Origin of the sequence: Paenibacillus terrigena DSM 21567 (assembly GCF_000374845.1) — a bacterium.
Classification (GTDB): domain Bacteria; phylum Bacillota; class Bacilli; order Paenibacillales; family Paenibacillaceae; genus Paenibacillus_K; species Paenibacillus_K terrigena.
Window position 1 is genome coordinate 514,805 of the sequence record NZ_KB895412.1, and the last position, 14,925, is coordinate 529,729.

Annotated in this window: 16 protein-coding genes; 13 read left to right on the plus strand and 3 right to left on the minus strand. The window is 47.5% G+C overall.

All coding sequences use genetic code 11. The features are described 5' to 3' along the window. Positions 1-18: 18 nt before the first annotated feature. The 3 genes from C558_RS0102380 to lpdD all read left to right on the plus strand — a co-directional run bounded on the left by C558_RS0102380 (position 19) and on the right by lpdD (position 2,264). Positions 19-669: a DsbA family oxidoreductase gene (locus C558_RS0102380; protein WP_018754617.1), complete on the plus strand. Its 651-nt coding sequence runs from the start codon at positions 19-21 to the stop codon at positions 667-669. Positions 670-904: 235 nt separating this feature from the next. Beyond that, positions 905-1,822: an EamA family transporter gene (locus C558_RS0102385; protein ID WP_018754618.1), complete on the plus strand. Its 918-nt coding sequence runs from the start codon at positions 905-907 to the stop codon at positions 1,820-1,822. Positions 1,823-1,892: 70 nt separating this feature from the next. Then, positions 1,893-2,264, plus strand: a complete 372-nt coding sequence (gene lpdD, locus C558_RS0102390) for a prenylated flavin chaperone LpdD (protein ID WP_018754619.1) — start codon at positions 1,893-1,895, stop codon at positions 2,262-2,264. 80 nt (positions 2,265-2,344) lie between these two features. On the opposite strand, the gene C558_RS0102395 is transcribed toward lpdD, so the two are convergent. After that, a complete protein-coding gene (locus tag C558_RS0102395; protein WP_018754620.1) occupies positions 2,345-3,133 on the minus strand; it encodes an ABC transporter ATP-binding protein in 789 nt (262 codons plus the stop codon). Positions 3,134-3,164: 31 nt separating this feature from the next. Continuing rightward, complete coding sequence (locus C558_RS0102400) at positions 3,165-3,431, minus strand: hypothetical protein (protein ID WP_018754621.1); 267 nt, start codon at positions 3,429-3,431, stop codon at positions 3,165-3,167. Between the two features lie 241 nt (positions 3,432-3,672). Between C558_RS0102400 and C558_RS0102405 the strand changes: the two genes are divergently transcribed. Next, the gene (locus C558_RS0102405; RefSeq protein WP_018754622.1) at positions 3,673-4,875 is read left to right on the plus strand and encodes an MGDG synthase family glycosyltransferase; all 1,203 of its coding nucleotides are present in this window, start codon (positions 3,673-3,675) and stop codon (positions 4,873-4,875) included. A 153-nt stretch (positions 4,876-5,028) separates the two neighbouring features. Next, positions 5,029-5,283, plus strand: coding sequence for a hypothetical protein (locus tag C558_RS30210; protein WP_018754623.1), 255 nt, complete (start codon positions 5,029-5,031; stop codon positions 5,281-5,283). 75 nt (positions 5,284-5,358) lie between these two features. On the opposite strand, the gene C558_RS0102415 is transcribed toward C558_RS30210, so the two are convergent. Continuing rightward, complete coding sequence (locus C558_RS0102415) at positions 5,359-5,976, minus strand: DUF3298 and DUF4163 domain-containing protein (protein ID WP_018754624.1); 618 nt, start codon at positions 5,974-5,976, stop codon at positions 5,359-5,361. A gap of 578 nt (positions 5,977-6,554) precedes the next feature. Here C558_RS0102415 and C558_RS0102420 point away from each other — a divergent pair. The 8 genes from C558_RS0102420 to C558_RS0102455 all read left to right on the plus strand — a co-directional run bounded on the left by C558_RS0102420 (position 6,555) and on the right by C558_RS0102455 (position 14,882). Next, positions 6,555-7,883 (plus strand): FAD-dependent oxidoreductase, encoded by a 1,329-nt coding sequence (locus C558_RS0102420; protein WP_018754625.1) that lies wholly within the window; start codon positions 6,555-6,557, stop codon positions 7,881-7,883. Positions 7,884-8,073: 190 nt separating this feature from the next. Beyond that, positions 8,074-9,381 (plus strand): MFS transporter, encoded by a 1,308-nt coding sequence (locus C558_RS0102425; protein ID WP_018754626.1) that lies wholly within the window; start codon positions 8,074-8,076, stop codon positions 9,379-9,381. Between the two features lie 131 nt (positions 9,382-9,512). After that, a complete protein-coding gene (locus C558_RS0102430; RefSeq protein ID WP_018754627.1) occupies positions 9,513-10,196 on the plus strand; it encodes a queuosine precursor transporter in 684 nt (227 codons plus the stop codon). Positions 10,197-10,534: 338 nt separating this feature from the next. Beyond that, a complete protein-coding gene (locus C558_RS0102435; RefSeq protein ID WP_018754628.1) occupies positions 10,535-10,726 on the plus strand; it encodes an S-layer homology domain-containing protein in 192 nt (63 codons plus the stop codon). A 111-nt stretch (positions 10,727-10,837) separates the two neighbouring features. Further along, complete coding sequence (locus tag C558_RS0102440) at positions 10,838-11,629, plus strand: formate/nitrite transporter family protein (RefSeq protein WP_018754629.1); 792 nt, start codon at positions 10,838-10,840, stop codon at positions 11,627-11,629. Between the two features lie 203 nt (positions 11,630-11,832). After that, entirely contained in the window at positions 11,833-12,795 is a 963-nt protein-coding gene (locus tag C558_RS0102445; protein ID WP_018754630.1) for a sugar kinase, read from the plus strand. A 15-nt stretch (positions 12,796-12,810) separates the two neighbouring features. Continuing rightward, a complete protein-coding gene (locus C558_RS0102450) occupies positions 12,811-13,476 on the plus strand; it encodes a bifunctional 2-keto-4-hydroxyglutarate aldolase/2-keto-3-deoxy-6-phosphogluconate aldolase (protein WP_018754631.1) in 666 nt (221 codons plus the stop codon). A gap of 110 nt (positions 13,477-13,586) precedes the next feature. After that, positions 13,587-14,882 (plus strand): MFS transporter, encoded by a 1,296-nt coding sequence (locus tag C558_RS0102455; protein ID WP_018754632.1) that lies wholly within the window; start codon positions 13,587-13,589, stop codon positions 14,880-14,882. Positions 14,883-14,925 lie beyond the last annotated feature (43 nt).

Here is a 14,925-nt window from a genome sequence, read left to right on the forward strand (position 1 = left end):
AGGCTGGTGTGACACGATATGAAAGTAGAAATATGGTCAGATTATCAATGTCCGTTCTGCTATATGGGCAAACGGCAATTTGAGGAAGCACTCAAGCAATTCCCGCATCAAGACGCCATTGAGATTGTATTCAAGAGCTTCGAGCTTGATCCCAATGTACCTGTAGAGCCGAAGGAAACGATTGATGAGATGCTCGCGTCAAAATACGGCATGTCCATTGAACAGGCAAAGGCGATGAATTCTGATGTTGCTGCTCGTGCTGCTGAAGTGGGATTAACGTATGTATTCGATGAAATGAAGCCATTAAATTCGTTCAGGGTACATCGCCTGACACATTTCGCTGCAACTCGTGGACTGCAGCAACAATTGACCGAGAGGTTATTCGCTGCGTATTTCACCGAATCGAAGTCGTTGGGTGACATGGAGATGTTATTAGCTCTAGCTGTAGAAGTTGGATTAGATCGTGAAGAGGCCTCAGCGGTGCTGGCTAGCGATGAGTTCGCTAATGAAGTCCGCGCGGATGAACAGGAAGGAAGTCGTTTGGGCGTCCAAGGCGTACCGTTCTTCGTATTCAATCGCAGATACGCGGTATCAGGGGCGCAGTCGCAGGACGTCTTCAGAGACGTCCTTCAGAAAGCATGGGATGAATCGGCGACGAGTGGCAACTAACCAATACCTTCATATTGACCTGAAGGGTTAATCATCATACAATAGACATCAACAGCAAGCATCATATGGCTTTTAAATTCACGCGTGGACATCCATGTCGTTGAAGGCGAAATTTTAACAAAGCGTGATCCGCTTTGGTTTCATTCGCCCCTTGTTCAGTTATTGAACAAGGGGCTTTTGTTCGTGTTTTCTTAGGAAAATTGACATCATTGTTGATACAGAAAGGGGTCATTTGATGGAACGATTCAAATATTCGACGCTCGTATTCCTTGGCGCATGCAGTTACGGGGTGTTATCCACGATTCTTAAGCTCGGACTCGGTGCTGGGTTTACCGTACCGCAAATTCTAGGCGGGCAATATTTCTTCGGATGGTGTATCCTGCTTATTCTTATGCTGCTATTCTCCAGGGTAAAGGTTCAAATTAAGCAAGTTGGAGCCTTGCTGCTGGCAGGGATTCCAATGAGTTTGACGGGGCTTTTCTATAGTGTGGCTGTAGCCCAGCTTCCAGCATCACTTGCGGTGCTCTTATTATTCCAATTTACATGGATAGGTGTTATTCTCGAAGCCATCTGGGAACGTAAATTTCCGAGCCGCGGTAAAATCATCTCCATTATCGTGTTGATTCTGGGTACGGTACTCGCAGGAGGCGTATTGGAACAAGCAGGGGGCAGCTATACGCCGCTTGGCATTACAATGGGCTTGTTATCTGCGCTAACTTTCGCAATCTATATCTTCGTGAGCGGTAAGGTGGCGACGAATGTTCCGGTATTATCGAAAAGTTTCATTATGGTTAGTGGTGCGGTCATCGTGCTGTTCATCGTTCTTACACCAAGCTTCTTGTTCGACGGTTCGATCGCACAAGGCGCATGGATCTATTCGGTACCACAGGCGCTCTTAGGCAGCATTATTCCGGTCATATTCTTCGCCATCGGCGTGCCGAAGGTTGGACCGGGGCTTGGAACCATTCTAGGCGCAGCGGAACTACCGGCAGCGGTCATCGTTTCCGTCCTCGTGCTGCAAGAGCAAGTGTCCGGACTGCAGTGGACAGGTATTCTTCTTATTATGGTGGGGATTGTGATTCCGCAGTTCACTTCCTTCGGGGGCAAGGATGATCTGCAGCCGCGTAAACTTCGAGAGTCCAACTCGATTTGATCATCGATCATTGGCATGATACGATTACCGAAATGGCCTCATCAGTTAATGGTTGAAGGAGCGTATTTCGATGTTTGAACAATCGATTATTCCTTGTGTAGGCAGCGAGATTACATTCTCGGTTGTTGCCCAAGGGGAGGATTTATGCGTGACGATTGCAGGGGGAACCAAGCCGCATATCGGAGCGGTCGCCCTTGCTCAAGTTCGTCCTAGTCTAGCGGATTCGAGCCGTTTGAGTGCTTCGGTATCCGTACTGACATTGCTCGGGCACAAGGAAGATGAGATCGCCAAGTACGTTGCACAGCAAATTGCTGTCGCACGCGGGGCGAATGTGGTTGTATCCTGCGGCGTGCATATCGATCACGCAAGTCTGGACCAATTGCAAGAAATCGATCAGGCGATACGAACGTGGTGTGCGGACTTTGTCCGCCAAATCAGTTGATTTTCTAGAAAATACACAAAGCTGCCATGCTAATGCTTGGCAGCTTTGTTGTCGTATAAGTGATGTTCGGGCAAGGTATCCTAAATATCAGCGGCAAGGGTGAGCCACTTGCGGTTATGATGTTCTTGAACTTCAACTGGAGTATCGAAGAAATCGCTCAATACATCGGACTGCAGACAGTTCGTCGTCTCATCCGCTTTGTAGATCGCTCCATTTTTCACGAGGAGCGTATGTGTGAAGCAGGGAGTAATCTCTTCAATATGGTGCGTAACATACAGCAGTGTAGGTCCGCCGGGCTGCTCTGTTATCCGCTCAATCATTTGCAGCAGCTGTTCCCGTGCGAAGATATCGAGTCCTGTACATGGCTCATCTAATATCAAGAGGTCTGGATTTGCCATCAATGCACGTGCGATCAGAATTTTCTGGCGCTGCCCTTGCGATAAGGTGTCGTATGTACGTGCAGCCAACGTAGAACAGCCTAGGAAACCCATTAATTCTTCGGCTTGCTTCAAATCCTGTTCTTCGGTTTTGTCATACAGACCGATGGTTGCAAACTTGCCGCTGAGTACAATGTTAAGCGCGGTCTGATGACCATACAGCTTCTGCTGCAGCGACGTACTGACCCAGCCAATGCGTTTGCGAAGCTCTCGAAGGTCTACTTCACCAAATTTATGGTCCAGTACTTCGACTTCACCGCTAGTTGGCCAGATATAGCCATTCACGATATTGAGCATCGTTGTCTTGCCTGAACCATTCAGGCCCACGATACACCAATGTTGTCCATGCGCTACTTCCCAGTTCATATCACGTAATATCATAGTCGTGTCACGCCGCCATGATACATTGTTCAGTGATATAATCATGCCCAAGTTCCCCCTCCTTATGCACGTTCTGCACCGCTTATTCTTTGGCTAGCGCTTCCTCCGCTGCATCTAAGATTAGATTGAACAAATCATCATCCGTCTCAATGAGGCTATCTGCTGCCAGTAATTCCTCTTCACTTCCAGATTCTTTGGCGAAATTCAAGCTGTAGTCCCAATCGATGCCTCTTTTGCTGTGTAAAGAAATTTCGTATAGGGACGCATGTTGTTCGAGTGTGAATTGAACAGACCCGAAGTATCCTTCTTCACGCTTCTCCATCACGGCGTTTACGATTGTTAATTTCATATGGTTTGCCACCTGTTCTTATGGATTCTTTAATACTCAATTACGGTTATTATATCATTTCTTGGTAAATTTCACGATTGTAACGCAGGGATTTGATCTACTGACGGCGTCTTAACTATGGAAGGGGTACGAACTCGACCAAAGTCTAGGAAGAAATACCGCTTTAAGTCAGTGTTGAAACTTCTCATAACGGACTACAATGTTATTAGGATCAAGTATTAAAAAAGGAAGGAAGCTTGAGATGATACGAAATGAAGCCGCGGCGATGCCATCGCGAATTTTGGTTCTATCCGGTCCTCTGGGACACGGACATTTGCAGACAGCAAAATCAATTGTAGAAGCTTCGCAGTTAATTCGCAGCGACATTGAAGTAGAAATTGTGGATTATATGGAGATTACATCACCGCATTTGCATCAGGTTGGTGCATTCTGTTATGCCCAATGGGTACGGACATTCCCGAGCATTTACGGTTACTTATATAAGAAGACACGGCATGAGAATTTTATGGTCAAAGAGGCGAAGCGTGTTCGAGGATCGAGCCTGCGTGCGCTTTTGAGACTGATTGAAGAAAAGAAGCCTTCGGTGATCGTCAGCACATTCCCGCCGGCAGCGGTTGCGGTATCCAAGCTGAAAATGCGCGGCTCTATTAACTGTAAGACCGCAACGGTCATTACGGATTATACGGACCATAGCTTCTGGCTAAACCCTGGAACGGATTTGTATTTGGTTGGGTCGGAGCGCGTAGCGCGTTCCTTAATGAAGCAAGGGATTGCCCGCTCGACGATTGAGGTCACAGGAATTCCCGTACGCCCGAAGTTCTATAAGACGTATGACCGTGAACAGCTTCGGCGTAAATATCAATTGGATCCGAATAAATTAACCGTCCTGCTCATGGGCGGAGGCTGGGGATTAATCCCGGACGCCGTCTTGCGTTCGATGCAAAATCCAAAGTGGAAAGACCGCGTACAATTCGTCGTGATCTGCGGTGCGAATGAGAAGCTGCGGCATCGACTCCAGGGCGTTGCCGATCATAGCGAAGTATCGATTACGGTCCTTGGTTATGTGGAGCAGATTCATGAGTGGATGGCTTGCTCGGATCTCATGATGACGAAACCAGGGGGGATCTCGACCAGTGAGGCACTCATGCAGCAGCTGCCGTTATTGCTGTATAAAGCTTTGCCAGGGCAAGAGGAAGATAATGTTCAAGAGCTTGTTGAGACGGGGATGGCCGTATATGCACCAACAGAAGCGGAGCTTGAAATGCAATTTACGTGGATGATGACAGATCCAACTCGGATCCGAGAAATGCGTGCGCGGGCCAAATCCTTGCGGAAGCATTCCCCGTACCATGCATTATCTGCCATCCTGACCTTAGAAGAAAGTTCACCATTATCCATATCGATGTACGAACGGGCCCCTTTACAGGTTAATCCGCTCGTCTAACCATACCAAGAGGATTAACCGATCATCATTTTGCCTTCCGGGCGTCGGTATCCTCTTTTTTGTATAAAAAAATGAAATGTAGAGTGGGACAAAGTATTCTAACTTGCTAATCACCTTCATATAGTAAGAGTACCAAGAGAGGAGGTGATTCGGATGTTACAAGAAGAACTCAACGAGGAGTTGGAAGCGGTTTCCGAATCTGAGGCAGAAGAGGCTGCCGAGGAAGAAGCAGAGGCTGAGGCGGAAGTGGCAGAAGAAGAGGCGTCTGCGGAGAGCGTCGAAGAGGAAGCTGAGGAATCGGAAGAATCGGACGAAGATGCCGAGGCGTCAGATGAGGACGCGGAAGCGGATGAGGAATCAGAAGAAGATTCGGAAGACGAAGCAGCGGAGGAATCGGAAGAAGCTTAGTCGCTGCGGCTTCGTTCAAGAATGGCGAACACCCCCAATCGGTCATTGGTTGGGGGTGTTCGTTCGTTGTGTTCCTTAACTCGCGGAGAGGATGCCAAGAGGACCATTCTCATTGATAATATCTTGTATTTGATAGACGGAGATGGGGAACATCGGGAATCCATAATAATACGGTGTAATTTCATACAATTCGAAATATATGACGAGTGATTTGTCCGCAACATAATAGTCTTGATCCGGTCGAATGCTGGTGAACGGTTCGAGCAAATCGATCTTACGTTCCTTGATTTGAACGCAAATGATGTCTGACAGCCGCGCTACATAGTTACTGCCTGGCTTGAAGAGTTCAGCAAGGCTGTAGAACTTGCCGGTCTTCACATTGCTTGTTAATGATTTCTGGTAGGTCATGCCATGGGCTTGGTGGTCATAGAATGCATAGTTGCTTTGGGTTAGGCTCAAAATAGCTCTTTCATTCGTTTTGATCTCGTAGCCGCCCTGCATGTCAGATTGGGGTGTGTTTGGATCAAAGTTTTGCATTTTGATAAGGGATTCGGTTTGATTCTTAATCGTTGTGTTCATTCGTTTCTCAACGACGGAATTCGGTAAGTTAATGATTTGCGGGTAATATATTTTTACGTTTTTGGATTTAATCGAAGCGGTCTTCAGTTGCACGGGGAAAGAGAATGGATCCATGGGGTTCATCCTTTCATGGGGACAATCGCCTATAAGTTCTGGCATTTTATCCTATGTCGTTAGGGTCAAAGTGCAACTTGTCCTCCGCTAATGATGGCAAAGTATCGTCAACTCAAACATACTACGTTATATTTTCGAGGGGATTTTCTACATTTTGGGCCCTTAAGTGAAAGGGATAGTGCGTTCGTCACATTCAATATGTGAAATAATGAACAAAGTTTGAACGTTATAAAACACCACTTGTTTTTCTGGAGAAAGTGCTATATGATTGGTTCATCAACAAGTTGTGAAAAAAGTCACATTAAATCTTAAGAGATTGTGGTAAGGGATTCCGGTTGTAAGCAGCCATGAGATTTAAGCAACGTGCAGTATAGAAGTCAAGGCGATCACATCGTGCACCCTCAGAAGTGAAAAGTTTCACGATCTAGGATGAGTAACGATAGACGAACGATTCCAAATAGGTCATGGAACGTCAGGATGGGTCACCATGAACTGCTCGTATCATAAAATGTGAATCTATTCACAAATTAAATGAAGAACTACCCATTAGAGGTTACCATATCGAGGAGGCGTTATTTATGAAAATCGCAGTTATCGGATGTACACACGCAGGAACAGCAGCCATTGTGAATGCAGCAAATTTGTATCCAGAAGCAGAAATTACTGTTTATGAAAGAAATGATAATATCTCGTTCTTATCGTGTGGGATTGCACTTTATGTCGGCGGCGTTGTGAAGGATGCGGAAGGTTTATTCTACTCCTCGCCAGAGAAACTGGCTGAACTGGGTGTAACGACAAAGATGCGTCATGATGTGATCGCGGTTGATACCGATAACAAGATCCTTCGTGCACAGAATTTGGAGACGAACGAAGAAGTGGAAGATACGTTCGACAAGTTGATCATTACAACAGGCTCGTGGCCGATTCTACCGAAGATTGAAGGCTGGCAGCTCGATAATATCGTACTCTCGAAGAACTTCAACCATTCGAATACGATTATTGAAAAAGCAAAACAAGCAGAACGCATTGTCGTCGTCGGTGCAGGATACATCGGAATTGAACTTGTGGAAGCATTCGAGATGAACGGCAAACAAGTAACCTTGATTGACAGCACCGAGCGTGTGCTCAGCAAATATCTAGACCCTGAGTTCACGGCACAGACGGAAGAGACGTTGAAGTCGCACGGCATTGAGCTCGCACTAGGACAGACGGTCACACGGTTCGAAGGCGAAGCGGGCAAAGTGACGAAGGTCGTGACAACGAAAGGTGAATACGAAGCAGATCTCGTCATCTTGTGCATCGGCTTTAGACCGAATACGGAACTCTTCAAAGGACAGCTCAAGATGATGGACAACGGTGCGATCATCGTGGATGCATATATGCGTACGAGCCAGCCAGATGTCTACGCCGCAGGCGATAGCTGTGCGATTGTCTACAATCCAACAGGTCAGCATGCTTATATTCCACTCGCAACAAATGCTGTACGGATGGGAACGCTCGTCGCTCGCAACTTGGTAGAGCAGAAGATTGCCTATATGGGAACGCAAGGTACGTCGGGAATCAAAATCTACGAGGAGAACATTGCAACAACAGGCTTAACGGAGACTGCGGCTCTCGACATGGGGATGAATGTGAAAAGTGTTACAATCAAAGAACATGATCGTCCTGAATTCATGCCAACGTATGAGGATGTAACGCTTAAAGTCGTCTACGATGCGAAGACACGCCGCATTATCGGAGCACAGCTGATCTCGAAGGCGGATCTAACCCAATCGGTGAACACCATCTCGGTCTGTATCCAGAATCAGATGACGGTGGATCAACTCGGATTTGTGGACTTTTTCTTCCAGCCACACTACAATAAGCCGTGGAACTTCTTGAATACAGCGGGATTGCAAGCACAATAATTTAAGAGAATAAAGGGCGAGGGGCTTCGATGAATCGATAGCTGCCTTGCCCTTTTTGGCATGCTCACAGGTTATGTTTGTCATATAAATCCAGTTGTTATATGCAATCATTTGTGGTTAAATATTTGTAGTTTTGTGCAAAAAATCTGATTCTTTCAGAAAATAAGGCAAGAGATTACAGGGGGATCTTATGAACAACGTAGTAAGTCAGAACAGTCTTGAAGGTGAGCCAACCGAGACGCGAGGACAGCGAATCAAGACACTCGCAGGCTCCATCCTTGGGTATGCGGCAGAAGGGCTCGATATGCTGCTTCTCTCATTTGTACTTGTATTTATTATTAAAGATTTCTCGCTAACAACGGTGCAAGCCGGGAATTTGACATTAGCAACGACGATCGGGATGTTGGTCGGTTCATACTTGTTCGGTTTCCTAGCGGATCTATTTGGACGGATTAAGATGTTGTCGTTGACCATTCTATTGTTCTCGGTTGCAACAGCGCTCATCTATTTCGCGAATGACTATTGGCATTTACTCACACTGAGATTTTTCGTTGGTATGGGTGTCGGTGGGGAATTCGGTATTGGGATGGCCATCGTAACAGAGACATGGTCCAAGAAAATGCGTGCACGCGCAACATCGGGCGTCGCATTTGGTTGGCAGCTTGGCGTATTGTGCGCTTCCTTTCTACCTGCATTAATCGTGCCACAATTCGGCTGGCGTGCAGTGTTCTTGTTCGGATTGATTCCTGCATTGCTCGCGATCTTCGTGCGTAAGAGCCTCAGTGAACCGAAAATGTGGGAAGCGAAGCAAAACCGTAAAAAATTATTACTTCAAAAAGAACGTGAAGGGACGATTCTTCCTGAAGAGCAAGTGGAATTGAACGGGATGAAGAAGTTCCCATTGCGCAAACTTTTCGCGAATAAAAAGCTGACGATGACAACGATCGGCCTTATTGTCATGTCCTTTGTTCAGAACTTCGGCTACTATGGGATCTTTACTTGGATGCCGACGGTATTGTCTGAGAAGTATGGATTTACCCTCGCGAAGGCGAGCGGTTGGATGTTTATTTCGACGATTGGGATGTTGATTGGGATCGGGGTATTCGGTGTCCTAGCGGATCGCATTGGTCGCCGCAAGACTTTCACCATCTACTATATTGGTGGAACGATCTACTGCATTATTTACTTCTTCGTCCTTAACGATGCTACATCCTTGTTATGGGGAAGTGCGCTGCTTGGTTTCTTCGCGAACGGGATGATGGGCGGTTTCGGTGCGATTCTGGCAGAACATTATCCATCAGAGGCGCGTTCGACGGCGGAGAACTTTATTTTCGGTACAGGACGAGGTCTTGCAGGCTTCGGGCCAACGGTAATTGGCGCAATTGCAATCGGGGGGAATATCATGGGGGCGATGTCCTTGATCTTCTGCATCTATCCGATCGGTCTACTCTTCATGCTCTTGTTCGTACCAGAGACGAAAGGCAAAGCGTTGGATTAATTTAACGAAGTTCGCAAGGCTAGTCAGCACTTGGAAGTCTGTGATATAGTGGTATGTGCTTTGGTAAAAAATGAGTCCCAAAGCCGCGGTTCGTAACCATCCCGCGTTATCAAAACTAGGAGGAGAGGCAATTGTTTAATTTGGGTTTCGGGGTTTGTTTTGCCCTGGTTAATTTCGCACTATTTCTAATCTGTTATCGATTTTTCGGTAAAAAAGGGCTGTACGCTTGGGTCGGGGTTGCCACGGTCATCGCCAATATTCAAGTGACGAAAAATATCGAGATGTTCGGCTTTGTTATGACACTCGGGAATACGATTTACGGCACAATTTACTTGACGAGCGACTTGCTGAATGAGAAATATGGCGAGAAGGAAGCGAAGAAAGCCGTGTGGTTCGGGTTCTTCACATTAATTACGACGACGATTATGATGCAGATGGCCTTGCAGTTCAAGCCACATGAGTCCGGTATGGAAGCGCAGTCCGCGCTTGAGATGATCTTCGGCTTAATGCCACGATTAGCGCTCGGAAGTCTTGCAGCCTACTTCATTAGTCAGTTCTTGGATGTACGCATTTATACGTTCTTGAAAAAAATGTTCAATAAGCCGAATCAGCTCTGGATCCGGAGTAACGGTAGTACAGGAATCAGTCAATTGGTCGATTCCGCCGTCTTCTGCACGATTGCGTTCGCAGGTGTGTATTCTTGGGATGTCTGGTTCGATATTTTCATTACGACATATGTGCTTAAATTTATTATATCTGTCGCTTCGACGCCGGCTTTATATATCGCGCGAGGCTTTAAGTTTAAGGAAGAATAGGGGAGACGCCGCATGTTCAGGGGAGCTGAACATGCGGCGTTTTTTTTTTTTTTTTTTGTGCTTCGAAGTGAACAGATCACCTGAGGGTGGGGAGGGGTGTCCCTCTCCAGCCGACTCTTGTCCGCCCATTCCTTGATTAGATAGAAGGATAGAATGGGCTACCAAAGGCCGGACGCAGGCTCTTCCGAGGGACACCCCTCCTCCCTTGTTAAAGGTGATCAACGTTCAAATGCAAAAAAGCCGCATGCGCGGGGAGGGAAAAGAAGGGAAGAGCAGTCGGGCTTTGCTTTCGCATAATACGCCTGGAATCACAACACACTAATCCCAAAACCTGATGGATGGGGTACGGATGGACCTTTAAACCGGATGCGCGAATTACACGTGCAGAATTTACGAAAATCGTGGTGAATGCCTTCTGCTTGAAGCCGAATGTTGGAAAAGTGTTCGAGGATACTAAAGGGCATTGGGCGAAACTGCCCAAGTTGACACATAGCAATCCGGAAAGACGGTTCAAGGGTATAAAATGCTAGAAATTGTTGCCGTCCCTACATTGTGATTTTTATAACTTTCTCAAAGGATCGACAGAGGTACAATGAAAAAGGCCAAAATTTTAAATATTATTATCGAGGAGGCCTTGATCGATGTCTTATTACAAACCGAATGAAATTGCTGAAATGACTGTCGATACCGGGGTGAAAAAAGCAAATAATCCAATATCAGCCGTGCTAACGCTTGGTTTTCTCGGTGGAGCCTTTATTGCTATTGGGTATTTGCTCTATATACGCGTTATTGCGAGTGCGCCTCCGGCATGGGGTAGCTTTACTTCATTCATCGGCGGCAGTGTGTTCCCCGTTGGTCTGATCTTGGTGTTATTAGCCGGGGGAGAATTATTAACGGGGAATATGATGGCTGTGCCGCTCGCTTGGTTCAAACGCCGCATTTCCGCCGGAGCGATGATCCGGAATTTAATTCTTATTACGCTAACGAACTTCGTTGGTGCGATCTTTATTGCGTATGCTTTCGGGCATGTCGTTGGTTTAACGGAGAGCGGACCTTATTTAGAAGCAACCGTGAGCATCGCGGGTCATAAGATTGAAGCGACGTTCCTCCAAGCGTTCGTCTCGGGGATTGGTTGTAACTGGCTTGTTGCACTCGCTGTGTGGCTGTCATACGGTGCGAAGAGCTTTGGCGGCAAAATATTAGGGATTTGGTTCCCGACGATGGCTTTCGTCGCGATTGGATTCCAACACGTCGTGGCTAATATGTTCGTCATTCCAGCAGCGATCTTCGCGGGTCACTATACATGGGCAGATTATTTTGGGAACTTCGTGCCTGTGTGGCTCGGCAATTTGGTCGGCGGGATGATCTTTGTCGCTGGTTTCTATTACGTTGCTTATTTGCGCAGAGAAGAGAATATGACATCCAAGCCTTAAGTGAACGAATACGCATGGAACAGAAGCCTTCGGATTCCACGAACACATGTGGAGCCCGGAGGCTTCTTTACGATAACAAGAAAAAAGGCAAATATATGTCAAAAAGATATGAAAATCCATCATAGAAGTATCGACTCTAGTAAGCTATACTATAAGGCAGTAATTCTAGCTAGACACGAACTGATCGAAGATGAGGTGTCCATATGGAACGAAATGAAAGATCACTCGACGTCGTTACGTTCGGTGAATCGATGGCTTTATTCATGCCTACCGGGACGAAAGGAATCGCGTATTCGAACCAATTCGAGCGTCTGTTCGGCGGGGCGGAGAGCAATGTTGCTATTGGTCTTGCTCGGCTGGGTCACAAGGTGGGATGGTGCGGGAGCTTAGGAGCCGATCCGTTCGGCAAAATCATTGCGAAGACGCTTCGCAGTGAAGGCGTCGATGTATCGCGCGTGCATTTCTCCGACTGCGCAGCAACGGGACTCATGTTCCGTGAGGTGGTAGCGGGTAAATCATCTGTCTATTACTACCGCCGGGATTCGGCTGCCAGCCGGATGACGCCTGCGAATTTGGATCCAGCCTATGTGGGACAAGCACGAATCCTACACATTACCGGGATTACCGCTGCGTTAAGCGAGCCGTGCCGTGATACGCTGAGAGAAGCGATTCGAATTGCGAAGGCGCAAGGGGTTAAGATCTGCTTTGACCCGAATTTGCGGTTGAAGTTATGGAGCATTGACGAAGCGAGACCGGTTCTGCTAGAGCTTGCAGAGCTGGCCGATTATTTCTTACCAGGTCTAGACGAATTGAAGCTGCTCTACCAGACGGAAGATTTCGATACCATTATCGCAAGGTTGAAAGCGTTGCCAGGTGTTGCGGTGGTGAAAGGCGGCGATGATTGTACGTACCTGCTCGAAGCGGGTGAAGTGCACGCGATTCCCTATTTCCGCGCACCACACATCGTAGATACGGTAGGTGCTGGCGATGGATTCTGTGCAGGGTTTATTGCGGGTATTGTACGCGGAGAGTCCTTACTAGAAGCGGTACGTCTTGGAAATCTAATCGGGTCGATGGTAATTCAGATGGAAGGCGATTGGGAGGCGCTTCCGACCGCGGAAGAGGCCAATGCCGTCTTGCATAATATTCAGCATATTGAACGCTAGGAGGCTAGGTGAGAGATGAAAAAACTGAGATTGGTGCAACAAATCGTAGACGGTGGTGTCGTTGCGGTACTGCGTGGGAATTCACCGGAGGAAGTCGTAAGCATGGCGGAACAAGCTATCAAAGGAGGAATCAAGATCATCGAAATTACGATGACTGTTCCATTCGCATTGCAAGCCATTGAGACATTAGCGAAACGTTATTCAAGCGCGGATCCCTCTGCAGACAATTATGCGGTGATCGGCTCTGGCACGGTATTGGATCCAGAGACGGCGCGTGCAACCATTCTGGCAGGTGCCGAGTTCGTCGTTGCGCCTTGTCTGAATGGTGAGACGATCAAGTTGTGCAATCGTTATCGTGTGCCGATGATGCCTGGTGTGATGACGATTCAGGAGATCCAGACAGCGCTCGAATTAGGCGCAGATGTGGTGAAATTATTTCCGGGTAACCTCTATTCGCCATCGATGATCAAAGCGATCAAAGGACCGCTTCCTCAAGCGAATGTCATGCCAACGGGCGGGGTATCGCTGGATAATTTGGGAGAGTGGATTGAAGCGGGTGCGGTCGCTGTCGGCATCGGATCTGATCTAACGAATGAAGCGGTGAAAACAGGCGATTATTCGATCATAGCTGCGAAAGCGGCCCAATATATCGCTGCATATGCGCAAACGAAGCGGAATTAATCGTTATTTGATCATTTCAGCGTATCGACCTTATCCACTATAGACCATAGAATGAAGGGGTAATCACAATCATCACGTATGTATTGACTAACAAGGAGTGCTGAACCCAGATGAAATCCTTACGCATGAAGCGTAATGCAAGATCGTTCTCAGATTATCGAAAAAATTTATGGGTGTTAACGTTGGAAGGTGTTCCAGCGATTATTATGTTGACCCTGTTAGGAGGGCCTTTCCTAACAGGGTATTTGCTGCACCTCGGTGCAACGTCCCAGCAGATCGGGCTTGTGCTCTCGATGGCGAGCATCGTCAATGTGGTTCAAGTGTTCGTCGCTTACTGGATGCAGCGGATTACGAACCGTTATTGGGTGCTCGTCACGTTCAGTGCGATCCACCGGATTGGCTGGGCGGCAACGGGATTGATCCCGTTTATTTTCCCTAGCGATTACTGGATTCCCGTGTTTCTTACGATGTATTCGATTGCATTCCTCGGGAATGCGATTTCGGGTCTCGTCTGGACGTCGCTCGTCGGTGATATGGTGCCGGCAGGGATTCGCGGGCGGTACATGGGCATTCGGAACACAATGCTGAATGCGCTAGGCAGCTTGGTGTTGTTCATTGGGGGACAGGCGTTGGATCGGTTCCCGGGGCAGCAAGGCTTCAATTTATTGTTCATCGCAATCGGGATTTGTACGGTGCTCAATATTATCGCTTTTGCCAATTATCCCAAAATTCCGCTCGCCAAGTCGACGGAGTCTGAGTTTCTGCCCATGCTGAAGAAGCCATTCCAGGATCGGGCGTTCCTGCGCGCCGCGCTGTTCATTTCATTGTGGCTGTTCCTGCAAGGCATTATTGTGCCGCTGTTCTCGTATGTGATGCTGCATATTCTGCATATCAGCTACAATTGGATCTCCATCATTACGGTCGTTCAGACGGCCTTCATGATGATCAGCTTCTACATATGGGGCAACCTGAACATGAAATATAGCAACAAAAGGTTGCTCTATTGCACGCTGCCCATCATTGCTTCGGCTTGTATGCTGTGGAGCTTCATCTCTGTATTTCCTGCTGTTGCGGTTCTGATCGCGATCCATGCTCTACTCGGGATCGGAATTGGGGGATTCAACCAGTTATCCTTCAACTTCATTATTGGGGATACGCCCAAAAGCGAGCGTCCGATGTTCATCGCCGTCTATTCTGCATTAACGGGCTTCGCCGCCTTCCTAGGTCCGATCTTGGGTGGATGGCTCTATGAGATGCTGCGAGAAATGCCGGCGTGGATGCAATCGTATGGACTCTCGACCTTGGTGGGCTTTATGATGCTCCTATTGGGTCTGATCTTAGGACGGGTTGTGCTTCGAGATTCATACGCACCGCGTCCAACAGAGGTCGCACGTGAACTGACATGATGTGCTCGCGAAGCTCATATAATACATGGAAAGGCTGTCGAAC